This window comes from Mycolicibacterium iranicum (assembly GCF_014190915.1).
GTDB lineage: Bacteria > Actinomycetota > Actinomycetes > Mycobacteriales > Mycobacteriaceae > Mycobacterium > Mycobacterium iranicum_B.
Genome location: NZ_JACHVU010000006.1, coordinates 12894 through 36305, shown reverse-complemented (window position 1 = coordinate 36305; position 23412 = coordinate 12894). Strand labels below are relative to the sequence as shown.

Annotated in this window: 24 protein-coding genes; 15 read left to right on the top strand and 9 right to left on the bottom strand. The window is 70.0% G+C overall.

The window, feature by feature from the left end; all coding sequences use genetic code 11:
• Positions 1-6 precede the first annotated feature (6 nt).
• Both FHR72_RS14655 and FHR72_RS14650 read right to left on the bottom strand, forming a co-directional pair.
• A complete protein-coding gene (locus FHR72_RS14655) occupies positions 7-555 on the bottom strand; it encodes a DUF3515 domain-containing protein (RefSeq protein WP_183469221.1) in 549 nt (182 codons plus the stop codon).
• A 10-nt stretch (positions 556-565) separates the two neighbouring features.
• Positions 566-808 carry an Lrp/AsnC ligand binding domain-containing protein gene (locus FHR72_RS14650; protein ID WP_183469219.1) on the bottom strand — a complete coding sequence of 81 codons (243 nt, stop codon included), beginning with the start codon at positions 806-808 and terminating at the stop codon, positions 566-568.
• A 104-nt stretch (positions 809-912) separates the two neighbouring features.
• Here FHR72_RS14650 and FHR72_RS14645 point away from each other — a divergent pair, with 104 nt between their 5' ends.
• Together FHR72_RS14645 and FHR72_RS14640 are read left to right on the top strand one after the other, a co-directional pair.
• A complete protein-coding gene (locus tag FHR72_RS14645; RefSeq protein WP_183469217.1) occupies positions 913-1878 on the top strand; it encodes a thiamine-phosphate kinase in 966 nt (321 codons plus the stop codon).
• A 26-nt stretch (positions 1879-1904) separates the two neighbouring features.
• Positions 1905-2582 carry a uracil-DNA glycosylase gene (locus FHR72_RS14640; protein ID WP_183469215.1) on the top strand — a complete coding sequence of 226 codons (678 nt, stop codon included), beginning with the start codon at positions 1905-1907 and terminating at the stop codon, positions 2580-2582.
• Positions 2583-2602: 20 nt separating this feature from the next.
• Here the strand turns inward: FHR72_RS14640 and rpmB are convergent, their stop codons facing one another.
• On the bottom strand, positions 2603-2797 hold the full coding sequence (gene rpmB / locus FHR72_RS14635; protein WP_183469213.1) for a 50S ribosomal protein L28: 195 nt from the start codon (positions 2795-2797) through the stop codon (positions 2603-2605).
• Positions 2798-3044: 247 nt separating this feature from the next.
• Here rpmB and FHR72_RS14630 point away from each other — a divergent pair, with 247 nt between their 5' ends.
• From FHR72_RS14630 to FHR72_RS14620, 3 genes are read left to right on the top strand one after another with little or no spacing between them, the layout of a single operon-like run.
• The gene (locus tag FHR72_RS14630; RefSeq protein WP_183469211.1) at positions 3045-4700 is read left to right on the top strand and encodes a fatty acid kinase ATP-binding subunit FakA; all 1656 of its coding nucleotides are present in this window, start codon (positions 3045-3047) and stop codon (positions 4698-4700) included.
• 1 nt (position 4701) lies between these two features.
• On the top strand, positions 4702-6957 hold the full coding sequence (gene recG, locus FHR72_RS14625; protein WP_183469209.1) for an ATP-dependent DNA helicase RecG: 2256 nt from the start codon (positions 4702-4704) through the stop codon (positions 6955-6957).
• Positions 6954-7661 (top strand): HNH endonuclease family protein, encoded by a 708-nt coding sequence (locus FHR72_RS14620; protein ID WP_183469207.1) that lies wholly within the window; start codon positions 6954-6956, stop codon positions 7659-7661. The genes recG and FHR72_RS14620 overlap by 4 nt, the downstream gene beginning before the upstream one ends.
• A gap of 470 nt (positions 7662-8131) precedes the next feature.
• Here FHR72_RS14620 and FHR72_RS14615 read toward each other — a convergent pair whose 3' ends face one another.
• The 6 genes from FHR72_RS14615 to FHR72_RS14590 all read right to left on the bottom strand — a co-directional run bounded on the left by FHR72_RS14615 (position 8132) and on the right by FHR72_RS14590 (position 13105).
• Entirely contained in the window at positions 8132-8392 is a 261-nt protein-coding gene (locus tag FHR72_RS14615; RefSeq protein ID WP_183469205.1) for a hypothetical protein, read from the bottom strand.
• A 30-nt stretch (positions 8393-8422) separates the two neighbouring features.
• Positions 8423-9622 carry a Dyp-type peroxidase gene (locus FHR72_RS14610; protein WP_183469203.1) on the bottom strand — a complete coding sequence of 400 codons (1200 nt, stop codon included), beginning with the start codon at positions 9620-9622 and terminating at the stop codon, positions 8423-8425.
• A complete protein-coding gene (locus FHR72_RS14605) occupies positions 9615-10115 on the bottom strand; it encodes a copper chaperone PCu(A)C (protein WP_396888449.1) in 501 nt (166 codons plus the stop codon). Before FHR72_RS14605 ends, FHR72_RS14610 begins: the two co-directional genes overlap by 8 nt.
• Positions 10108-11535, bottom strand: coding sequence for a PepSY-associated TM helix domain-containing protein (locus FHR72_RS14600; protein ID WP_183469199.1), 1428 nt, complete (start codon positions 11533-11535; stop codon positions 10108-10110). The genes FHR72_RS14605 and FHR72_RS14600 overlap by 8 nt, the downstream gene beginning before the upstream one ends.
• Positions 11536-11661: 126 nt before the next feature.
• The gene (locus FHR72_RS14595) at positions 11662-12201 is read right to left on the bottom strand and encodes a hypothetical protein (RefSeq protein WP_183469197.1); all 540 of its coding nucleotides are present in this window, start codon (positions 12199-12201) and stop codon (positions 11662-11664) included.
• Between the two features lie 64 nt (positions 12202-12265).
• Positions 12266-13105 (bottom strand): aldo/keto reductase, encoded by an 840-nt coding sequence (locus tag FHR72_RS14590; protein ID WP_183469195.1) that lies wholly within the window; start codon positions 13103-13105, stop codon positions 12266-12268.
• A 147-nt stretch (positions 13106-13252) separates the two neighbouring features.
• Here FHR72_RS14590 and FHR72_RS14585 point away from each other — a divergent pair, with 147 nt between their 5' ends.
• The 10 genes from FHR72_RS14585 (at position 13253) to rnc (ending at position 23411) form a co-directional block, all read left to right on the top strand.
• Complete coding sequence (locus FHR72_RS14585; RefSeq protein WP_396888448.1) at positions 13253-14374, top strand: alpha/beta hydrolase; 1122 nt, start codon at positions 13253-13255, stop codon at positions 14372-14374.
• A 32-nt stretch (positions 14375-14406) separates the two neighbouring features.
• Positions 14407-15180, top strand: coding sequence for a DsbA family protein (locus tag FHR72_RS14580; protein WP_183469193.1), 774 nt, complete (start codon positions 14407-14409; stop codon positions 15178-15180).
• Positions 15177-15812 carry a vitamin K epoxide reductase family protein gene (locus tag FHR72_RS14575; RefSeq protein WP_183469191.1) on the top strand — a complete coding sequence of 212 codons (636 nt, stop codon included), beginning with the start codon at positions 15177-15179 and terminating at the stop codon, positions 15810-15812. Before FHR72_RS14580 ends, FHR72_RS14575 begins: the two co-directional genes overlap by 4 nt.
• An 88-nt stretch (positions 15813-15900) precedes the next feature.
• A complete protein-coding gene (locus tag FHR72_RS14570) occupies positions 15901-19338 on the top strand; it encodes a pyruvate carboxylase (protein ID WP_183469189.1) in 3438 nt (1145 codons plus the stop codon).
• Positions 19335-19904 (top strand): 16S rRNA (guanine(966)-N(2))-methyltransferase RsmD, encoded by a 570-nt coding sequence (rsmD, locus tag FHR72_RS14565; RefSeq protein WP_183469651.1) that lies wholly within the window; start codon positions 19335-19337, stop codon positions 19902-19904. The genes FHR72_RS14570 and rsmD overlap by 4 nt, the downstream gene beginning before the upstream one ends.
• A 154-nt stretch (positions 19905-20058) precedes the next feature.
• Positions 20059-20541: a pantetheine-phosphate adenylyltransferase gene (gene coaD, locus FHR72_RS14560; protein ID WP_183469187.1), complete on the top strand. Its 483-nt coding sequence runs from the start codon at positions 20059-20061 to the stop codon at positions 20539-20541.
• A gap of 86 nt (positions 20542-20627) precedes the next feature.
• Positions 20628-21194 (top strand): hemerythrin domain-containing protein, encoded by a 567-nt coding sequence (locus FHR72_RS14555; RefSeq protein ID WP_183469185.1) that lies wholly within the window; start codon positions 20628-20630, stop codon positions 21192-21194.
• A 112-nt stretch (positions 21195-21306) separates the two neighbouring features.
• Positions 21307-22044: a cell division protein SepIVA gene (sepIVA, locus tag FHR72_RS14550; protein WP_183469183.1), complete on the top strand. Its 738-nt coding sequence runs from the start codon at positions 21307-21309 to the stop codon at positions 22042-22044.
• A gap of 63 nt (positions 22045-22107) precedes the next feature.
• On the top strand, positions 22108-22722 hold the full coding sequence (locus FHR72_RS14545; protein ID WP_183469181.1) for a YceD family protein: 615 nt from the start codon (positions 22108-22110) through the stop codon (positions 22720-22722).
• A complete protein-coding gene (gene rnc, locus FHR72_RS14540) occupies positions 22719-23411 on the top strand; it encodes a ribonuclease III (RefSeq protein ID WP_183469179.1) in 693 nt (230 codons plus the stop codon). The genes FHR72_RS14545 and rnc overlap by 4 nt, the downstream gene beginning before the upstream one ends.
• Position 23412: the final 1 nt, after the last annotated feature.

Sequence of the window (23412 nt, the reverse complement as noted above, 5' to 3'; positions counted from 1 at the left end):
CGGCGGTCACCCCAGGGGCGCAGGATCCGGCGGGCGAGCCGGCAGGGTGTCGGCCAGCGTCGCCGACAGGCCCTGGATCGGGGTCGGCCCCGACTCCGGTGGCAGCGTCAGCGCGACATATACCGCGCGGTCCACGGCGAACCACGTACTCCGGTCGCCGCCGGCGGGATCCTCGACCCGGAACCACTGCACCGCATCCACCACCTGCAGGGGTGCCCCGACCGTGAACTCGGCCGGCCGATCGAGTCCACACCGGAGGATGAGGGCTTCGCCGCCGTCGACGCGCTGCCACGCCGCCGCGCCCGGTGGGGCCGGGTCCACCAGTGGGGCCCGTCGAAAGTCCCCGAGCTGCTCGGGCAGGCCGTCGAGCAGGGCGCGGCACTGAGGGCTGTCGGCCTGCGGTGCGGGGGCGGCGGTGACCGCCACGGGCTCCTGCCCGGGCGTGCGTTGATTGAGCGCGGCCACGGCCAGTACCCCGACGAGACCGCCGACGGCGACGACGAGTGCGGCGATGAGCACGGCGCGAGGCGGGCCGTCCCCGGTCTGGCTGTCCACAGGCAGAACTCTAGGGCTGCGCCCCACCGGCGATCGGACAGGTCAGCGTGCGTGTGATTCCGGAGACCTGCTGCACGCTGGGCACCACCGTCGCCGTGAGCTCGTCGGCGGTCCGCGCCCCGACGCGCGCCACGACGTCGTAGGGGCCGGTGACGTATTCCGACGACAACACCCCGGCGAGCCCGCTGAGCTGCTTGGCGATCACCTCGGCGCGGCCGACCTCGGTCTGGATGAGAACAAAAGCCTCGACCACGCCGAAATCCCTCCGTCTGGCTGCATAGACTCCACGCCGCAGGGACCAAACGTACCGCAGGTGGGCCGGGCGTTCAGGCTACGAAGTCGACTGGAGGAGCGGACATGACGGCCGAGGACGCCGAGGTGACCCTGTCCGGGCTGGGCGAGTTCGCCGTCATCGACCGGCTGGTGACCGGGCGTCGCCAACCCTCGTTCGTCGCCGTCGGCCCCGGTGACGACGCCGCGGTCGTCGGCGCCGCTGACGGCAGGACCGTGGTGTGCACCGACATGCTGATCGAGAACCGGCACTTTCGGCTGGATTGGTCGTCCCCGCACGACGTCGGCCGAAAAGCCATCGCGCAGAACGCTGCTGACATCGAAGCGATGGGGGCGCGGGCAACGGCGTTCGTCGTGGGCTTCGGCGCGCCGGGGGACACCGTCGGCGCCAGGGCGGTCGAACTCGCCGACGGCATGTGGCACGAGGCGGGCTTGATGGGCGCCGGCATCGTGGGCGGCGACATGGTCGCGGCGCCGCAGTGGGTCGTCTCCGTGGCCGCGCTCGGTGACCTCGGCGGGCGGGCGCCGGTGCGCAGGGACGGTGCGCTGCCGGGCGACGTGGTCGCCGTCGCGGGCGACCTGGGTCGCTCGCAGGCGGGATATCTGCTGTGGCACAACGACGTCGGCGGGTTCGACGATCTCCGCACACGGCACCTGGTGCCCGAACCACCGTACGGTCAGGGGATGGTTGCCGCGGACTCCGGTGCCACCGCGATGACCGACGTCTCCGATGGGCTGCTCGCCGACCTCGGTCACATCGCCACGGCGTCGGGGGTGCGCATCGACGTGTCGACGGCGGGTCTGCGTCCCGACCTCGACGCTCTGGCCGCGGCGGCCGCCGCGCTGGGTGCCGACCCGCTGGTGTGGGTCCTCGGCGGCGGGGAGGACCACGCACTCGTGGCGTCGTTCCCCGGTGCGGTGCCGCCGGCGTGGCGCGTCATCGGCACCGTCGCGCAGGCCGGTGACCAGGCACCGCGGGTGACGGTCGACGGCACGCCGTGGCAGGGCAGCCCGGGGTGGCAGTCGTTCTGACCGCGCGCCCGCTAAGTTGGCCTCTCGTGACAGCACGCCCTCTTCACGGATTGATCGACCACGGCTGGGCTGCGGCCCTGGCCCCCGTCGAAGACCAGGTGACGCAGATGGGTGAGTTCCTGCGCACGGAACTCTCCGAAGGTCACCGATATCTGCCGGCGGGACCGAATGTGTTGCGCGCGTTCACGTTTCCGATGGAGAACGTGCGGGTGCTGATCGTCGGGCAGGATCCTTATCCGACACCGGGACATGCGGTCGGGCTGAGTTTCTCGGTGGCGCCCGACGTCCGGCCGCTGCCGCGCAGCCTGGACAACATCTTCAAGGAGTACCGCGAGGATCTGGGATTCCCGGCGCCGTCCACGGGCGACCTGACGCCGTGGTGCGAGCAGGGTGTGATGCTGCTGAACCGGGTTCTGACAGTGCGCCCGGGAACACCGGCGTCCCACCGCGGCAAGGGGTGGGAAGCGGTCACCGAGTGTGCGATCCGTGCGCTGGTGGCGCGCAGGAAGCCGATGGTGGCGGTGCTGTGGGGCAGGGATGCATCGACGCTGAAACCCATGCTCGACGACACGGCGGTGATCGAGTCAGCCCATCCGTCGCCGCTCTCGGCGTCGCGGGGGTTCTTCGGGTCGAGACCGTTCAGCCGCGCCAACGAGCTGTTGGCGCAACGTGGGGCCGAGCCGATCGACTGGCGTCTGCCCTAGCGGGCGCGCCCCGTCTCAGATCAGCCGCGCGAGACCTTGCCGGCCTTGAGGCACGAGGTGCAGACGTTGACGCGGTGCTTGTTGCCACCGGGGGTCGACGTGGCCCGCACCGACTGGATGTTCGGATTCCACCGACGGCTGGTCCGGCGATGGGAGTGCGACACCGACTTGCCGAAGCCGGGGCCCTTCCCGCAGATCTCGCACACGGCAGCCATAGTTCGAACTCCTCGAATCAGTACTTTGGGGTCTTCAGGTTCTACATCGGGTCTGGGCTTCCTGCCACCGCGGCGGCGGGCCGTCCCGACAACCCGATCAGAATACCGGCCACCTCCCTGATAACCAAAAACAACGATCACCCGAAGGCGGTGATCGCGGGTGTCCACAGGGCCCGTGCTGCGGTCTTCGGTGCTGTCCGTCCCACTGACTAGGCTGACGCCGACAGCGCCAGCACAGGGAGGTGGGATGTCGGCTCGGCGGCTCGATGCCTCCGCCCTTCGGCGTTGGGCACACACCGCGGTGGCCGCGCTGATCAGTCACACCGACGAGATCAACGAGCTCAACGTCTTCCCGGTCGCCGATGCGGACACGGGCACGAACATGCTGTTCACGATGCGTGCGGCCTGGGCCGCGGCGGACAACTGCGGCGCCGGCGACGACATCCCCGCCGTCGCCGCCGCGCTGGCCGACGGGGCGCTGCGCGGTGCCCGCGGCAACTCCGGGGTGATCCTGTCGCAGATCCTGCGGGCGGTGGCCGAGGTCACCGCGGCCGCCGCCGAGGAGCTCGACGGGGTGCTGTCCGACATCGACGGCGCGCTGCTCGCCGCGGCACTGCGCCACGCAGTCACACTCGCGGTCGCGTCGATGGGCGAGGCGGTGCCGGGAACCATCGTGTCGGTCCTGCACGACGCCGCCGCGGCCGCGGAGGACACGGTGTCCGAGCAGCGCGACGTGGACGCCGTCGTCGCCGCGAGTGCCGACGCCGCCGCCGCCGCGCTCGAGCGCACCCCGACCCAGCTCGACGTGCTCGCCGACGCCGGTGTCGTCGACGCCGGCGGCCGGGGCCTGCTGGTCCTGCTCGACGCGTTGACCGCGACCCTGACCGGCCACGTCGCCGCCCGCACCGTCTATCGCCCGGCACCGAGGGACGGCGGTGCCGCCGCGCCGTCCCTGCAGCCCTCCCCTCGGTTCGAGGTCATGTACCTGCTGAGCGGGTGCGAAGCACAGCACGTCGAGAGTCTGCGGGCCCGCCTCGACGACCTCGGTGACTCCGTCGCGATCGCCGCGTCCGGGTTCGGGGCCGCCGAGGACGGCGGCGCCGGTCACTACTCGGTCCACGTGCACGCCGACGACGCCGGGGCCGCCGTCGAGGCGGGCCTGTCCGTCGGCACGTTGAGCCGGATCCAGATCACCTCGCTGGCCGGCGGCGGGGACCGGCTGCCCGCCGGCAGCTGGAGCCGGGAACGGGCCGTGCTGGCGGTGGTGGACGGCGACGGCGCCGATCGTCTGTTCGCCGGCGAAGGCGCCGAGGTGCTGCGTCCCTCGCCCGATGTCCCGGTCAGCGCGCAGCAACTGCTGCATGCGCTGATCAACACCGGAGCCGCCCAGGTCATGGTGCTGCCCAACGGTTATGTCGCCGCCGAGGAGATCGTCGCGGGTTGCGCGGTGGCCTCGGACTGGGGGATCGACATGGTGCCGGTGCCCACCGGATCGATGGTGCAGGGTCTCGCTGCGCTGGCCGTTCACGATCCGGAGCGGCGGCTCGTCGACGACGGCTACACGATGGCCAGGGCCGCCGCCGCGGCACGCTTCGGATCGGTGCGGGTGGCCGCCGCGGAGGCGCTCACCTGGGCCGGTACCTGCAAACCGGGGGACGGGCTCGGCATCGCCGGCGACGAGGTGGTCGTGGTCGGCGACGACATCGTCTCGGCCGCAGCGGGTCTGATCGATCTGCTGCTGGCAGCCGGCGGCGAACTGGTGACGGTCCTGACCGGCGACGGCATCGGACCGGAGGTCGGCGCCGCGCTGACAGACCACGTGCACTCCAGCCACCCCGGCACCGAGATGGTCACGTTCCACACCGGCCACCGCGTCGACGCCCTGCTGATCGGGGTGGAGTGACATGGCGACACTCGATGACGGTCTGGATTTCGTGATCGGCAGGAAGGCCGCGGATCCCCTGGAGGAACACCTCGGCCTGCGCACGGTGGAAGATCTGCTGCGTTACTTCCCGCGCAAGTACAGCGACGCGATGACCACCCGCGGCGAGGGTGAGGAGCTCGACCTCGACGAGGGGGAGCACGTCACCTTCGTCGACGTGATCGCCAAGGCCGAGCGGAAATGGACCAACCGCCAGCCCAAGCGCGAGTTTCTCGTCGTCACGCTGCGGGACCGCCGCCCCAAGGTCACCGCCACCTTCTTCAACGCCAAGTGGCTCAAGCACACCCTCGTCGAGGGGACCAAGGTGCTGCTCTCGGGTGAGGTCGGCTACTTCCGCGGCACCATGCAACTCACGCACCCGGCGTTCATGGTGCTGGACTCGGCCTCGGGGAAGACCGTGGGGACCAAGTCGCTGACCTCGATCGCCGCTGGGTCCGACGCGACCGGCGACGAGCTGCTGGCCGAGTTCGAGAAGGATTTCTTCCCCATCTACCGGGCCACCGCCAAGGTGCAGACGTGGGACATCTACGCGTGCGTGCGCCAGGCGCTGGCCGTCCTCGACCCGGTTCCCGAGACTCTGCCCGAATGGTTTGTGCGCGAACACGATCTGATGTCCGAAGACGAGGCACTGCGCGCCGTGCACCTCGCCGAGAACGCCGCCGACCGCGCCCGGGCGATCGAGCGGCTGACCTACGACGAGGCGGCGGGGTTGCAGTGGGGTCTGGTCACCCGCCGGCACAGCGAGCTCAGCGGCGCGGGCCCCGCGGCGGCCGCCCGTGACGGCGGGCTGCGGGCGGCGATGACGGCGCAGCTGCCATTCGAACTCACCGCAGGCCAGCGCGACGTCCTGGACACCATCTCGGCCGAACTGGGGGCCACCCGGCCGATGAACCGCATGCTGCAGGGCGAGGTCGGTTCGGGAAAGACCGTGGTGTCACTGCTGGCGATGCTCCAGATGATCGATGCCGGCTACCAGTGTGCGCTGCTGGCTCCCACCGAAGTGCTTGCCGCGCAGCATGCGCTGTCCATCCGTGCGATGCTCGGACCTCTGGCGAGCGCCGGAGAGCTCGGTGGCGCCGAGAACGCCACCAGGGTGGCTCTGCTGACGGGTTCGATGACGGCGCAGCAGAAGCGCGACGTGCGCCGCGAGGTGGCCTCGGGTGAGGCCGGCATCGTCATCGGCACCCATGCCCTGCTCCAGGATGCGGTCGAGTTCGACAACCTCGGGATGGTGGTCGTCGACGAGCAGCACCGGTTCGGCGTCGAGCAGCGGGATCGGTTGCGCGCCAAGGCTCCTGAGGGCATCAGCCCACATCTGCTGGTGATGACCGCCACGCCGATACCGCGCACGGTCGCGCTCACCTTCTACGGCGACCTCGAGACCTCCACCCTGCGCGAGCTGCCTCGTGGGCGTCAGCCCATCACGACCAACACCATCTTCGTCAGGGACAAGCCGTCCTGGCTCGACCGGGCCTGGCAGCGCATCGCCGAGGAGGTCGCCACCGGTCGACAGGCCTATGTGGTGGCCTCCCGCATCGACGAGGACGACAAGCCGGCCGAGGGCGCGAAGAAAGCGAAGGCCGCTGCGAAGAAAGAGACCCACGAGGCGGGCCCTCCGCCGGTCACCGTCACCGAGCTGCTCGCGCGCCTCGCGCAGGGGCCCCTCAAAGGGCTTCGGCTGGGCCTCATGCACGGACGCCTGCCCGCCGAGGAGAAGGATGCCGTGATGGCGGCGTTCCGCGCCGGCGAGATCGACGTGCTCGTGTGCACGACGGTGATCGAGGTCGGGGTGGATGTCCCGAACGCGACCGTGATGGTCGTGATGGACGCCGATCGGTTCGGTATCAGCCAGCTGCATCAGCTCCGCGGGCGCATCGGCCGAGGCGAACACCCGAGCCTGTGCCTGCTGGCCACCCAGCTGCCCGAGACGTCGAAGGCCGGGAAGCGGTTGAGGGCGGTCGCCGCGACGCAGGACGGGTTCACGCTTGCCGACCTCGACCTGCAGGAGCGCAGCGAGGGCGATGTGCTGGGTTACCACCAGTCGGGCCGGGCGATCACACTGCGGTTCCTGTCGCTGGCCCACCATCTGGAGATCATCCTGGCGGCGAAGGAACTGTGCGAGGCGGTATTCGAGACCGATCCGTCCGACCGCGGGATGGCAGCCCTGTCGGCTCCGTTCATCGACACCGACAAAGTGCAGTTTCTGGACATGTCGTGAGCCGTTCCCACACCCTGTGGCTCGCCATTGCCGTGCTGCTCTCGGTGATCGTCGCCTACCAGGTGAGCGCGGCGTCCGAAGGCCCGTCGCGATTCGTCGCCGAAGCCGACATCCCGACGGTCGCCCCGGGTGTCGACGTGCTCGCCGGCATTGCCGAGGTGCCCGCCCGGATTCGCGGGAACGACTATCGCAGAGATGCTTTCGGTGAATCGTGGACCGACGAGACCTCGGCGCCCGGCGGTCACAACGGCTGCGACACCCGCAACGACATCCTGGACCGCGACCTCCTCGACAAGACCTATGTGGCGATCTCGCGGTGCCCGACCGCCGTGGCGACCGGCGTTCTGCTCGACCCGTACACGAATGCCACGGTCGCGTTCACCCGCGGCAATCAGACGGGTGCGGCCGTGCAGATCGACCACCTGGTGCCGCTGGCCCTGGCGTGGGATCTGGGCGCGCGCAACTGGACCGAGGAGAGGCGGGTACGGTTCGCCAACGACCCGGCGAACCTGCTCGCGGTCGCCGGCGCGGCGAACCAGGACAAGGGTGACAAGCAGCCGTCGCTGTGGATGCCGGCCAACGGTGCGTTCCACTGCCAGTACGCGATGCAGTACATCGAGGTGCTCCGCGGCTACGCGCTGCCCGTCGACGCGCCCTCGGTGCCGGTGCTGCGCGCGGCGACGCAGACGTGCCCGGCAGCCTGACCTCGCCACGCTGCCGCCAAACGTGCTCAACAGCAACTCAATTGACGCACGCGGCTAATTGCAGGCCTCTTCGATTCGGCTCCGGGCGCGGGGTTGCCGTGCCACCATGAGGGCGCCGCACGGTCTGCGGTGGCCGGTGCGTCCTTCGGGGCGGTGCGTGAGGAGAACTGCATGACGACGTCGTTTCCGGGCTTCGGACGGTTGGGCTTCGGACGGATGATCGGGGGCGCGCTGGCGTGCGTCGCGGTGGCCGGAATCGCAGCGTTGACAGCGTCTGCGCCTGCCGGGGCGGCGCCCGACCCCGGAGCGCCCACCGGTCCCGGTGATCCCCGATGCGTGTCGATGCCCACCGACCCCGTCTGCCAGGGCGGGCCCTACGCCGCGCCCCCGGCGGCGCCGGGCCCTCCCACCGGGCCGCTCGATCCCTCCTGCATGACGAATCCGGCTGACGCCGCCTGTGTGGGAAGTCCCTACCTGCCGCCGCCCCCGCCCCCACCCGCGGCACCGCCCCCGCCGGCCGCGCCACCCCCGCCGCCGATCGCGCCCCCGATCGCACCGCCGCCGATTGCACCGCCACCTATCGCACCGCCGCCTGTGATCGCTCCGCCGCCGATGATCGCTCCGCCGGCGATCACCCCACCGACGATTCCGATGCCGACGATCAGTGCGCCGACCATCTCGGTGCCGTCGGTCTCACCGACGATGTCGGGCGGCGCGGGGATGCCCGCCACGATGTAGGACGACAGCCCGGCGCGGTCAGCTCACTGGAGGAGTTGCCGACCCAGATAGCCTCCCTCCGGAACGCCGGGCAGGACGGCGAACACCGCCGACCCGACGGTCGTGATCCACGGGTTGAGCGCATCGGCCTCGGCGAGGCGGCGCTGCACCGGCACGAACTGCAACGACGGATCCCGTTGATACGCAGCGAAGATCAGCCCGGCGTCGGTGGTTCCGTCTCGCGGTGGGTCGTCGTAGTTGTACGCCCGGCGCAGGAACCGCTCACTCTCCGCGCGGTGGCGTGCCAGTGCGACGTGAGAGTTCGGCGGAATGACCGGTATGCCGTTCTCCGCCGCGCCGAAGTCCGGTTCGTCGAACTCGTCTCGGCCGGTCAGCGGTGCCCCCGTGCTCAGGCGCCGGCCGACGGTCAGCTCCTTGCTCGCTCGGTCGAGTTCGTCCCAGGTGTCGAGCTCGGCGCGGATCCTGCGCAGCACCAGGACCGTGCCGCCTGCGAACCAACTCTGGTCGGACCCGTCGTCCCAGACGTGGCGGTCGACGTCGTCGGGCGTGCGCAGGTTGGCGGTACCATCGACCTGCCCCATCAGGTTGCGCATCGTCGCCCCGGAGGTGTCCGCGCCCCGGGCGGGACGAAAGCCGTTCTGCCGCCAGCGTTGTGTGGTCAGCGTGCGGACGTTCTTCAGCAGCACCCGAGCGGTGTGCGCGACCACGACGGGGTCGTCGGCGCAGATCTGCAGGAGAATCTCACCGCCGCACCACCGCTCGTCGAGCCGGTCGGTGCCGAACGGGGGCAGGTCCGCCGCCGACACCGGCCGGCGATCCGCGAGGCCGATGCGGTCGAAGGTGTGCGGGCCCAGTCCGACCGTCACGCTCAACCGTGCCGGCCGGTGGGCCAGCTCGGGTTCGGTGTCGGCGAGCGCGGGGTCGCCCTGGGTCAGGCGGGCCGCGTCGGCGCTCCACAACCTCAGCACCGACGTCAGGGCGTCTCGGGCCTCACGTCCGGTACCGGCCCTCAGGTCCAGTGCGACGAACAGCCCGTGTGCCTGGGGCGGGGTGTCGACGCCGGCCTGGTGCACGCCGTGGAACGGTTCGGTGTCCGAACCGAAACCCGCAGCGGGCGCTGCGGTTTCCCCTGCGACACAACCGGTCAGGGCTCCGGTGGCCGCCAGGGCGGCGCCCCCGGTGAGGAGGCGCCGCCGGTTGACGGCCCATCGGCGATCACCCATGACCGTGGGCGCCGGGGGAGTATTCCTCGTTGCCGCCGGCGAAATCTCGCACCTGCGCGACCACCGCAAGCGTCGACCCGTCCTCGAAGGTGACCGTCACCGAGACATCGGCCCCGGGCTTCAGCGGCCCCGTCAGGTCCATCAACATCAGGTGGTCGCCGCCGGGTTCGAGATCGTGCGCTCCGCCCGCCGGGACGGTGATCCCGCCCGCCTTGGGCCGCATCGTCGGGATGCCGTTCGCCCCTGCGGCGACCTCGTGCACCTCCACCGTCGCCGCAGCGGGTGACCGGCCGCCGACGAGCCGCGCCTCGCGGCTACCTGTGTTGGTGAGGGTTCCGAACACGGCCGTCATCCCCGTGTCCGCCGCACCGGCCCACGCATCGTCGAGGGTCACCGCCGACGCCATCGGCGCGGCGGCCCCCGGTCCCGCCGACGCGCAGCCCGTCAGTAGTGAAGCGATCAGAAGAACTGTGTAGCAGAGTTTTTCAGACACTGTCGGACACCTTCCGACGCTTGATCGCCGCGAGCACCACATCCACGCCGGCGAACAGCAGCAGTGTCACCCCCAGCGCCGGCAGGAACCAGCCGACGACAGCGGTGAGGGCGAGGACAGCGGCGGCGGCGACGGGGGACAGGCGTCGGAGCCCGCCGCGGACCGGCGGTCTGCCGACCGCCCAATGGCTACCCCTGGTGGGTCTGCGCTGCCACCACATCCGGTACCCGCGCCCGATGACCGTCAGCAGACCGACCGCGATGCCGAGCAGGAGCAGCTGGTTGAGAAGCCCGAACAGGAATCCCATGTGCGCCCGGATCCCCCAGTCGGCGAGCTTGGCGATGACCGAATAGTCCTGCCAGTAGTCGATGCGGCCGGTCATGGTGGGGCCGTCCGGATCGATGACGGCCGCGTTCGTCGTCCACCGGTACGGCTCGTCGATCTCGCTCACCGTGACGCCGTCTCCGTGCCCGGTGGGCAGGGTGACCTCGACGGGGGCGTGTACCCCTGCGGCGGACGCCGCGGTCAGCACCGCCTCGAAGTTCACCGCCGCCGGGTCCATCGCATGCTGGTGGTCCGTCGCAGCACCGTGCGACGCGTGCTCGCCACCGGCGGGCAGGGCCGTATCGAGCTGCGGGCGCTCCCAGTCGAGCGCGGAGCGGATGTCGGTGACATGCGCCCCCGCGTAGGTCGACCAGGTGATGCCGGTCGCGGACAGGAACAGCAGTCCTGCCAGCAGCCACACCCCGGTTGCGCCATGCCAATTGAGCGTCCGCGAGCGACCGGTGACCTCGTCGCCCACTGTCAGCACCCTGGACTTGCGGCCGCGGCGGCGGTCGCCTGCGGCTTTGACCACCCACAGATACAGCCCGCCGAGCGCGATCACCCACAGCCAGGACGCGGCGACCTCGCTGTAGATCCGCCCGGGCTCGCCGAGGTTCAGGTGGCGGTGCAGGCCGTCCAGCCACGTGCTCACCGGCAGATAACCCAGCCAGGTGACTTCGTCACCCAGAACGCGGCCCGTGTGCGGGTCGACGAACACCGCGCGCAGCAGCTCTTCGTCGAGGGCGGGGTCGGCGAGGTAGACGCGGGTGGACCGGCCGGCCTCGGGTGCGGGCCGGACACCCGTCACGGCCAGCCCGGGATGGGACGCCTGAGCGGCGTTGATCTGTTCGCCCAGCGGCAGCACCCGATCGGCGGCGTCGACGGTCAAGACATCCCGGTAGACGACATTCTCGATGGTCGGTGCGAGCGCGTACAGGCCGCCGGTGACTGCGGCGACGATCAGGAACGGCCCGACGAGGACGCCGGCGTAGAAGTGCAGGCGGACGACGAAGGCACGCCAGCGGTGCTTCGGGATCGCCTGAGTCGGAGGGGTTTCGGACAGGGACGGTTCGACGGTTTCGTCGGGAATGGTCATGCGGGAAGAGGCTCTCTCGGTCGAGACGACGCGGGGTCGCCGCCCGCGCACTGAGGCGCGACGGCGGGGCACGCGCCGCAGCGAGGCGTGCGGCGCGGAGTGGGGTGCGAGGAGAGGAGAAGACCGTCAGGCGGTCGCGAAACCCCTCGGCGGTGCCCGCATGCCTCGCCCGGTGACCAGAACAGGCCGGGCGACAACGACTTTCGTGGCGCGTCGCCGGATTCGCGGCGCCGGCCGGGCTGCCCGGCGGGTGAACAGTTGCAGCCAGCACAGCACCGACGCGCAGACGACGTAGAGATATTCCGCCGCAGAGATGGCGCCGCCGAGAACGATCGCGGCCGCGACGTGTGCGGCGATCATCGCCGGGCCCGGCGCGAGGTCCACGCCGTGATGGTGGTGGCCGGCGACCGTGAGCGCGGCGTGGCCGGCGAACTGTGCCACGCCGAGTGCGGCGGCGGTCGCGGCCCATGCGGTGCGCCGGCCTGTGAGGCGCAGGCTGCCGATCAGCGCGCCGACGGTGGCGCACAGCAGCAGAGTCAGGACGAGGGCGGTCCCGGTGGGAAGGCCGCCACCGCCGGCGGCGTGGGCACCGGTGGTCGTCGCAGCCGAAGACACCCCGACCAGGGCGCCGCGCACCCCGCGGGCACGCGCCTTCGGCGTACGCATGGGCGAACCCTACCGCTCGGCTACTACATCACCTAGTAGTCGGTGCCGACCGGCGGCCGAATCGTCAGGAACCGGTGTAGGTCTCGGGGTCCGGGCGGAACCGGGTGCCCTCGTCGAGCCCGCTCAGCGTCGCCATCTGCTCGTCGGTGAGCTCGAAGTCGAACACCTCGATGTTCGAGGCGATCCGCTCGGGAGAGGAGGAGCGGGAAACCACGCTGTTGCCCAGCTGCAGGTTCCAGCGGATCAGCACCTGGGCGGGCGTCCGGCCGTGCGCCTCGGCCACCGTGGTCACCGCGGGGTTGGACAGCAGGTTGCCCACGCCCAGGGGGCTGTAGGCCTGGGTGGCGATCCCTTGCTCGGCGTTGACCGCACGCAGCTCGGCCTGGTTCAGCAGGGGATGCAGCTCGATCTGGTTGACCGCCGGCGTGAAGTAGGACAGGCCGATGATGTCGTCGAGGTGCTGGGCGTGGAAATTCGCCACCCCGATCGAGCGGGCGAGCCCGATCTCCTTATCCTTCATCAGGCCGCCCCAGCTGTCGACGTACTGGCCGCCGTTGCCGACGGGCCAGTGGATCAGGTAGAGGTCCACGTAGTCCATGCCGAGCCGCTCGAGGCTGGCCCGCAGGGCATCCTGGGAGGACTGGAAGCCGAGATCCTCGACAGCGAGCTTGGTCGTGATGAACAGTTCGTCCCTGGGCACGCCCGACGCGGCCACGGCGCGGCCGACCGCGGCCTCGTTGCCGTAGGCAGCCGCCGTGTCGATCAGCCGGTAGCCGGATTTCAGCGCGGCCAGGACGGCCTGTTCGGTCTCCGCTTCCGACAACTCACCCACACCGAGGCCGATCACCGGCATGGTGTTGTCGTCGTTCAGCGTGACGGTGGGGATCGATGCCGCCGACGTCATGTCACCTTCTTCTCTGAAGTGGATTGCTGGCGCCGACTATATTGCCGCCAGTCATGTCTTCCTCATACCGGCCTACCATGCGCCCGGGCGTGCGCCACGCCGTAGGCTGGCGCCGATTTCGGCCGAGACCACGTTAAGGAGCGCGCCGTGACGCACATCGCCGCAGATCGACCCGCGAATGCCGCGGCACACCAGTCCCGCCGCAAGGCCACGCTGGCCGAGAAGGTCGCCAACCGGGTGGCCGGTGTCACCCTGCGAGGGCTTCCTCACATTCCCGAGCCCCTCAAGCGGTTGATGCTGGGTCGGCGAACGATCACCCTGGACGGCAACACTCTGGACACCACACTTCAGCTGATGCTGGCCGGCCAGCACGCACTCGGCCTGGACGGTCTGGTCGGCGGAGACGACGTCGTCACCGCGCGCGAGCAGCTCGAAACCCTCGCCGTCAGCTTCAAGCAGCACATCCCGGTGTCGTCGGTGACCGACCTGACGGTGACCGGCGGCAGCGGCCCCATCAAGGCCCGTCACTACGCCCCCGACGCCCCCGACGCCGCGCTGCTGGTCTTCTTCCACGGCGGAGGACACGCGATGGGCAGCATCGACACCCACGACGATCTGTGCCGCGAGATGTGCAGCCAGGCGCGTATCCACGTGCTGTCGGTCGATTACCGCCTGGCCCCCGAGCACAAGGCGCCCGCCGGCTTCGAGGACGCCTACGCGTCCTACCTGTGGGCTCTCGAGCACGCCGCCGAACTGGGCGCCGACCCGGCCCGCGTCGCGGTCGGCGGCGACAGCGCGGGCGGTAATCTGACCGCCCTCGTGTCGCTGCGGGCCCGCGACGAGAAGGTCCAGCTACCCGCGCTGCAGCTGCTGATCTACCCGGGGATCGACGCCGACGCTCAGACCCGGTCCCTGACGCTGTTCGCCAACGGGTTCTTCCTCACCAGGCACGACATCGACTGGTTCAAGGCGACCCACCTGGCCGGGACGGGGATCCTGACCACCGACCCGCGTGTCTCGCCGTTGCAGCACGGCGACCTGTCGGGCCTGCCGCCCGCGCTGCTCGTCACCGCCGGCTTCGACCCCCTGCGCGACGAGGGCAGGCAGTACGCCGAGGCGCTGCGCGCCGCCGGGACGCCCGTCGACTACCGGGAGTACGGGACAGTCGTGCACGGCTTCGCGAACTTCTTCCCGCTCGGCGGCGACAGCGCGACCGCGACAGCGGACTTCATCTCCGCCCTGCGCGCGCATCTGACCCGCGGCGGCTAACCGCGGGTCACGACGCCGGTACTCTGTGTCCCGTGGCCACCAAACCCAAGAAGAACGCGCGGTACGACCTGAAGGCAGCGGACCGTAAGCGCAACCTGCTCGTCCAGATCGGTCTGACCGCCGTCGTCGTCATCTTCGCGGTGACCCTGGTGCTCTACATCGTGTTGTCCGCCGACGACAAGCCCACCGCCGGTGAGGCCCGCGCCATCCGCGTCGAGTCGTCGAGCGTGATCAAGAAGGAAGGCACCGACGAGCCCAAGGCGGTGCTCAGCATGTACGAGGACTTCCTGTGCCCGCACTGCGGCGACTTCGAGCAGCAGTTCGGGCCCACGATCTCCAAGCTCGTCGATGCCGGCGCCATCGCCGCGGACTACTACATGGTCGCCATCCTCGACCGTCCGCAGAACCAGAACTACCCGGCCCGCGCCGGTGCTGCGGCCTACTGTGTCGCCGACGAGTCCACCGACGCATTCCGCCGATTCCACGGCGCCCTGTACGCACAGCAGCCCGGTGAGACCGGCTCGGCCTTCCCGGACAACGCCCGGCTCGTCGAGATCGCCCGCCAGGCCGGCGCCAGCGGCGCCGTCCCCGAGTGCATCAACAACGGCACCTACGTCGACCTCGTCGGCGGTCTGGCCGGCGCCACCGGCATCAAGTCGACGCCGACCGTGCGCATCAACGGCGAGGACTACCAGTACAGCACCCCCGAAGCGCTGGTCGCCAAGATCAAGGAGATCGTCGGCGACGTGCCCGGCCTGGAAGCCGCTCCGCCCGCTCCCGCACCGCAGCCGGTTCCCGCGTCATGACGGTCACCGCGACCAGCTCGGTCGAACACACCGATCCGTCGGGCGACGAGCCGACGCCGGTCGCGGTGCCGCGCAGCAGCGGCCTCTGGGTCCTCATCGCGGGTGTCGTCGGGCTGGCCGCGGCACTCACGCTGACGGTTGAGAAGATCGAGCTGCTGATCAATCCGGATTACATCCCGTCGTGCAGCATCAACCCGGTCCTGTCATGTGGCTCGGTGATGATCACCCCGCAGGCGTCGCTGTTCGGTTTCCCGAACCCCCTGATCGGCATCGTGGCGTTCACGGTCGTCGTGGTGAGTGGGGTTCTCGCGCTGGCCAGGGTGAACCTGCCGCGCTGGTACTGGGCGGGGCTGGCGGCCGGGTCACTGCTGGGCACGGTGTTCGTGCACTGGCTGATCTTCCAGAGCCTGTACCGCATCGGGGCCCTGTGCCCGTACTGCATGGTGGTGTGGGCCGTGACGATCCCGCTGCTGGTGGTCACCGCGTCGATCGCCGTGCAGCCACAGCGCAGCGGCAACGCCGTCCTGCGGGCCCTGCACACCTGGCGCTGGTCGCTGGTCACACTGTGGTTCACCGGCGTGCTGCTGCTGATCCTGGAACGGTTCTGGAACTACTGGTCGACGCTGATCTGACCGGCGCCGGTCTGGGGCCGCCTGGCGGGTTCTGATCACACCCCGCAGTCGGGGTCTGTGAGATTGACCTGCAAGGTTAAGGTGAACCGTGGCTGGTCAGATAACCAAGGTCCTCGTCGCCAACCGTGGTGAGATCGCGATCCGCGCGTTCCGCGCCGCCTACGAAATGGGCATCGCGACGGTCGCCGTCTATCCGCACGAGGACCGCAATTCCCTGCATCGACTGAAGGCCGACGAGTCCTATCAGATCGGCGATGTCGGGCACCCCGTGCGGGCCTACCTGTCCGTCGACGAGATCATGCGGGTGGCCCTGGCGGCCGGTGCCGATGCGGTGTACCCCGGCTACGGGTTCCTGTCGGAGAATCCCGAACTCGCGGCCGCGTGCGCGCAGGCCGGCATCACCTTCGTCGGACCCAGCGCCGGCGTCCTGGAACTGACCGGCAACAAGGCCCGCGCGATCGCCGCGGCGCGGTCCGCAGGCCTGCCGGTGCTCGCGTCGTCGGAGCCGTCGGCCTCGGTGGAGGACCTGGTCGCGGCCTCCGAATCGATGGAGTTCCCCCTCTTCGTCAAAGCGGTGTCCGGTGGCGGCGGCCGCGGCATGCGCCGGGTCGCCGAGCCCGAGGCGCTCGCCGAGGCGATCGAGGCGGCCAGCCGCGAGGCCGAATCGGCCTTCGGCGACCCCACGGTCTACCTGGAGCAGGCTGTCCTCAACCCGCGCCACATCGAGGTGCAGATCCTGGCGGACTCGGACGGCAACGTGATGCACCTCTTCGAGCGCGACTGCAGTGTGCAGCGGCGCCACCAGAAGGTCATCGAACTGGCGCCCGCCCCGAACCTGTCCGAGGAGCTCCGTCAGAAGATCTGCGCCGACGCCGTCGCGTTCGCGCGCGAGATCGACTACACGTGCGCCGGCACGGTCGAGTTCCTCCTCGACGAGCGCGGCCACCACGTTTTCATCGAGTGCAATCCCCGCATCCAGGTGGAGCACACCGTCACCGAGGAGATCACCGACGTCGACCTGGTCGCCAGCCAGCTGCGCATCGCCTCCGGGCAGACGCTGGCCCAGCTCGGCCTCAGCCAGGACGACCTGGTGATCCGCGGTGCGGCGATGCAGTGCCGGATCACCACCGAGGACCCCGCCAACGGTTTCCGCCCCGACACCGGGCGCATCACGGCGTACCGCTCGCCCGGCGGCGCCGGCATCCGGCTCGACGGCGGTGCGGTGCTGGGCGCCGAGATCGGTGCGCACTTCGACTCGATGCTGGTCAAACTCACCTGTCGCGGCAGGGATTTCGCGACCGCGGTGGCCCGCGCACACCGGGCGCTCGCGGAGTTCCGCGTGCGCGGGGTGTCGACGAACATCCCGTTCCTGCAGGCGGTCATCGACGACGCGGACTTCCGCGCGGGACGGGTCAACACGTCGTTCATCGACGACCGGCCGGGGCTGCTCACCTCGCACACACCGGCCGACCGCGGCACGAAGATCCTCAACTACCTGGCCGACGTCACGGTCAACCAGCCGCACGGCCCGCGGCCGTCGTCGGTCTACCCGCAGGACAAGCTGCCCGAGATCGACCTGGACTCGATGCCGCCGCGGGGCAGCAAACACCTGCTGACCGAGGTGGGGCCCGAGGCGTTCGCGCGTTGGATGCGTGAGTCGAAGTCGGTCGGCGTCACCGACACCACGTTCCGGGATGCCCATCAGTCGTTGCTGGCCACCAGGATTCGCTCCTCGGGGCTGCTGATGGTCGCGCCCTACATCGCGCGGATGACGCCCCAGCTGCTGTCGATCGAATGCTGGGGCGGGGCGACCTACGACGTCGCACTGCGCTTCCTCAAGGAAGACCCGTGGGAGCGGCTGGCCGCGTTGCGCGAGGCCGTGCCGAACATCTGTCTGCAGATGCTGCTGCGGGGGCGCAACACCGTCGGGTACACGCCCTATCCGGAGTCCGTCACGCATGCCTTCGTGCAGGAGGCCACCGCAACCGGCATCGACATCTACCGTATCTTCGACGCCCTGAACAACGTCGACTCGATGCGACCGGCCATCGACGCGGTCCGCGAGACCGGCACGTCGGTGGCAGAAGTCGCGATGTCCTACACGGGCGACCTCTCCGACCCGGGGGAGAACCTCTACACGCTGGACTACTACCTCAAGCTCGCCGAGCAGATCGTCGACGCCGGCGCGCACGTGCTGGGCATCAAGGACATGGCCGGACTGCTGCGACCGCAGGCGGCCGCCGCGCTCGTCGGCGCGCTGCGCAGCCGGTTCGACCTGCCGGTGCACGTCCACACCCACGACACCCCGGGTGGGCAGCTGGCCACGTACCTGGCCGCCTGGCAGGCCGGGGCCAGTGCGGTCGACGGCGCCTCGTCGCCGCTGGCAGGAACCACCAGTCAGCCGGCGCTGAGCTCGATCGTGGCGGCCACCGCGCACACCGAGTTCGACACCGGCCTCTCACTGGCGGCGGTGTGCGATCTCGAGCCCTTCTGGGAGGCGCTGCGAAAGGTGTACGCGCCGTTCGACGTTGCCGCGGCAGGCCCGACGACTCCGACGGGCCGGGTCTACCACCACGAGATCCCCGGCGGCCAGCTGTCGAATCTGCGTCAGCAGGCAATCGCGCTGGGGCTCGGTGACCGCTTCGAGCAGATCGAAGCCAGCTACGCCGCCTCGGACCGGATCCTGGGCCGGCTGGTGAAGGTGACGCCGTCATCCAAGGTGGTCGGCGATCTCGCGCTGGCGTTGGTCGGGGCCGGCGTGTCCGCCGACGAGTTCGCCTCTGATCCGGAACGTTTCGACATTCCGGACTCGGTCATCGGTTTCCTGCGCGGCGAGCTGGGCGACCCGCCCGGTGGCTGGCCGGAGCCGCTGCGCTCCAAGGCGCTCGCCGGTCGCGCCGAGGCCAAACCGCAGGCCGAGGTGTCCGCCGAGGACACCGAGGCATTGCGAGAGGCGGGGCCCGCGCGGCAGGCCACGTTGAACCGGCTGCTCTTCCCCGGCCCGACGAAGGAGTTCGAGGCGCACCGCGAACAGTACGGCGACACGTCGAGCCTGTCGGCCAACCAGTTCTTCTACGGTCTGCGCCACGGCGACGAACACCGCGTCACCCTCGAGCGCGGCGTCGAACTCCTGATCGGCCTGGAGGCGATCTCGGACCCCGACGAGCGCGGCATGCGCACCGTGATGTGCATCCTGAACGGACAACTGCGGCCCGTGGTCGTGCGCGATCGCAGTGTGGCCAGCGACGTCCCCGCCGCGGAGAAAGCCGACCGCACCAATCCCGATCACGTGGCCGCACCGTTCGCCGGCGTCGTCACCGTCACGGTCGGCGAGGGCGACGCGGTGGAGGCGGGCCAGACGATCGCGACGATCGAGGCGATGAAGATGGAGGCGGCGATCACCGCTCCGAAGGGCGGAACCGTGGGCCGCGTGGCGGTCTCGGCCACCGCCCAGGTGGAAGGCGGGGACCTGCTGGTGGTGATCGGTTCGGCGGGCGGAAGCAAAACGGACGGGGAGTCGACCTGACCCGGATCGTCGCCGGGTCCTACGGCGGTCGCAGAATCGCTGTGCCGCAGCAGAAGTCGGGGCGCGGCACCCGGCCCACCACCGACCGTGTCCGCGAGGCCCTGTTCAACCTGCTGGCGGCGCGGCTGGACTTCGCCGGCATAGACGTGCTCGACCTGTACGCAGGGTCGGGCGCCCTCGGGCTGGAGGCGCTGTCCCGGGGCGCGAGATCGGCGCTGTTCGTGGAGTCCGACGCGCGAGCGGCCGCAGTGATCGAGCAGAACATCATCGCTCTGGGCGCACGCGGTGCCACGGTGCGCCGCGCACCCGTGGCGTCGGTGCTCGACGCCGGTGCGTCGAGGCCGGTCGACCTCGTTCTCGCCGACCCTCCCTACGAGGTGAGCGACACCCAGGTGGGCGAGGTGGTCGCATCGCTGACCTCCGGCGGATGGACCGCGCCGGGCACGATCGCGGTGGTGGAACGACCCGCGTCCGGGCCCGAGATCCCGTGGCCGCCGGTCTGGACGCCGTGGAAATCGCGCCGCTACGGGGACACCCGGCTGGAGATGGCAGCCCTCGGCGGGTGACCGACAGCAGCCACGCACACTGAAAGCGTCCCCGCCGCAGTCTTTTTCGCGCCGAAAGCGTCTGCTGTCACCGTCGCGGCGGCTCCCCTCGGCGCGGTGATCCGTCCTCGCGGCCTGCGGTGACGTCACCTGCCGCCTGCTACCGTCACGTGCCATGAGCGGAGCCGTGTGCCCGGGGTCCTTCGATCCGGTGACCCTCGGTCACATCGACATCTTCGAGCGGGCGGCGGCGCAGTTCGACGAGCTCGTCATCGCCGTCATGGTCAATCCGAACAAGAAGGGCATGTTCACGCTGGACGAGCGGATCGCCCTGATCCAGGAGTCCACGGGTCATCTGCCGAACGTGCGTGTCGAATCGGGGCGGGGTCTCATCGTGGACTTCGTCAAGGACCGGGGCCTGACCGCCATCGTCAAGGGGCTGCGCACGGGCACCGATTTCGAGTACGAGCTGCAGATGGCCCAGATGAACAAGCACGTCGCCGGGGTCGACACGTTCTTCGTCGCGACGACACCGCGCTACTCGTTCGTGTCGTCCTCGCTGGCCAAGGAGGTGGCGACGCTCGGCGGCGATGTCACCGACCTCCTGCCGGCGCCGGTCAACGCGCGACTGCAGGCCAAGCTGGCCGAGCGCGCTTGAGCCCGCCCGCCGTGGGTATGTGAAGGACGCCTGCGTACAGCCCGTATGCGCAGGCATCCCACACACTGCCCGACGGAGGTACCGCTGTGCCCGAGACATTCGTGCAATCCACCGACGACGTCGTCGCTTTCCTCAAAGATCAGCACAACCTGATCAGGGACATGTTCGACGACGTGATCCACGCCACCGAGCCGAAGGCTCGCGAGAAGGCCTTTACCGACCTGCGGCAGCTGCTCGCCGTACACGAGACCGCCGAGGAGATGGTCGTGCACCCGCGGGTGCGCAGGGAGGTCGACGAAGGCGACGACATCGCCGATTCGCTGCTACACGAGGAGCACGTCTCCAAAGAGCAGCTGGTGGCCCTGGAGAACATGGACATCGCCTCGGACGAGTTCGTCGCCGAGCTGACCAAGTTCCGCGACGTCGTGCTGGCACACGCCGAGCACGAGGAGATCGAGGAGTTCACCAAGCTCACGCAGGAGCTCGACGCCGACGATCTGAAGCGGATGGCCGGTGCGGTACAGGCCGCCGAGGCCATCGCGCCCACCCGTCCGCATCCCGGTGTGGAGTCGGCGACGCTGAACTTCGCGGTCGGTCCGTTCGCGTCGATGCTGGATCGCGCACGCGACGTCATCGGATCCGCCCTGCGGTGATCGCGGCCGGCGGCCCGGTGTGACGGAATGCGACACACCGGGTCGCTAGCCGAGTCACAGGCGTATCACCAGGCACACTGGTCACTAACAACTACGCCTGGAGGGTGTCGCCGTGTACCGAGTGTTCGAAGCTCTCGATGAGTTGGGTGCGATCGTCGAAGAGGCCCGCGGTGTCCCCATGACGGCAGGCTGTGTGGTGCCGCGCGGCGACGTGCTGGAGCTGATCGACGACATCAAGGATGCGATCCCGGGCGAGCTCGATGACGCCCAGGACGTCCTGGACGCCCGCGATTCAATGCTGCGGGAAGCCAAGGACCATGCCGAGTCGACCGTGTCCACGGCCAACGCCGAGGCCGACTCGATGGTCAACCACGCCAGGGCCGAGGCGGACCGGCTGCTCGCCGACGCCAAGTCGCAGGCCGATCGCATGGTCGCCGAGGCGCGGCAACACAGCGAACGCATGGTGACCGAGGCCCGCGACGAGGCCGCCCGCCTCGCCGCGACGGCCAAGCGGGAGTACGAGGCCAGCACGGGGCGTGCGAAATCCGAAGCCGACCGCCTGCTCGAAAGCGGCAACCTGGCCTACGAGAAGGCCGTCCAGGAAGGCATCAAGGAGCAGCAGCGGCTGGTCTCGCAGACCGAGGTCGTTGCGACCGCGACCGCGGAGGCCACCCGGATGATCGACTCGGCGCACGCCGAGGCCGACCGGCTGCGCGGAGAATGCGACATCTACGTCGACAGCAAACTGGCCGAGTTCGAGGACTTCCTGAACGGAACATTGCGGTCCGTCGGGCGCGGACGCCATCAGCTGCGCACCTCGGCCGGCACGCACGACTACGCGGCGCGGTAACCCTGCGATCCTCACACGGGCACGCCGTCGGAACCGCTGCTGAGCTCACCGTACGATACGGACATGGCGACGCACGTTAACGCTGCGGCGCACCGGGGTTCACGGTCGCCGCTGGTGATCGACATCTCGCGGCTGGGGCGACGCCCCGGCTCGATGATCACCGTCGAGGAGACGGTGCCCAGCCCCGCGCGCATCGGGGTGGAGCTGATCGCCATCGCCGAAGGTGCCCCCATGGAGCTGACTCTGCAGCTGCAGTCGGTGTCCGAAGGTGTGCTGGTCACCGGCACGGTGTCGGCGCCGACGTCCGGCGAATGCGCGCGATGCCTGACACCGGTCACCGGTGAGGTCGAGATCGATCTCACCGAGCTGTTCGCCTACCCGGACAGCACCACCGACGAGACCACCGAGGCCGACGAGATCCCGCGCGTCGGTCGTGCCGGCGGCAGCGACGTCGTCGACCTCGAACAGTCGGTGATCGACGCAGTCGGCCTCGCGCTGCCGTTCTCGCCCGTCTGCACACCCGACTGCGCGGGCCTGTGTACCGAGTGCGGGGTGCGTCTGGCCGACGCCGAGCCGGGGCATCACCACGAGAAGATCGACCCGCGCTGGGCCAAGCTGGCAGACCTGCGCGAGCAGACCACCGAGGGCCGCGAGCAACGAGCCGGGGACGAGTCGTGACGGTAGACCGCGGGCTTCTGCTGGAAGCCCTCGGCATCGACCTGCCCGGCGAGCTGCTCACCATCGCTCTGACGCACCGCAGCTATTCCTACGAGAACGGCGGCGTGCCGACCAACGAACGTCTGGAGTTCCTCGGCGATTCGGTGCTCGGGCTCACGATCACCGAAGAGCTCTATCACCGCCACCCCGACCGCTCCGAGGGCGATCTGGCCAAGCTGCGCGCCAGCATCGTCAACACCCAGGCTCTGGCCGATGTGGGTCGCAACCTCACCGAGCACGGCCTGGGCGCCTATCTGCTGCTCGGCCGTGGCGAAGAGAACTCCGGGGGCGCCGACAAGTCCAGCATCCTCGCCGACGGTGTCGAATCACTGCTGGGCGCAATCTATCTGGAGCACGGCGCGACGGCGGCCCGCGAAGTGATCCTGCGTCTGTTCGCCTCCCTGCTCGACACCGCCCCCACGCTGGGCGCCGGTCTGGACTGGAAGAGCAGCCTGCAGGAGTTGACGGCCTCGCTGGGGCTGGGCGCACCGACATACATCGTCACCTCGACCGGCCCGGACCACGACAAAGAGTTCACCGCCGTCGTCGTGGTGGGTGAGAAGGAGTACGGCCGGGGTGTCGGCAGGACCAAGAAAGAGGCCGAACTCAAGGCCGCCGCGGCGGCATGGCACGCCCTCAAGAGTGACTGAG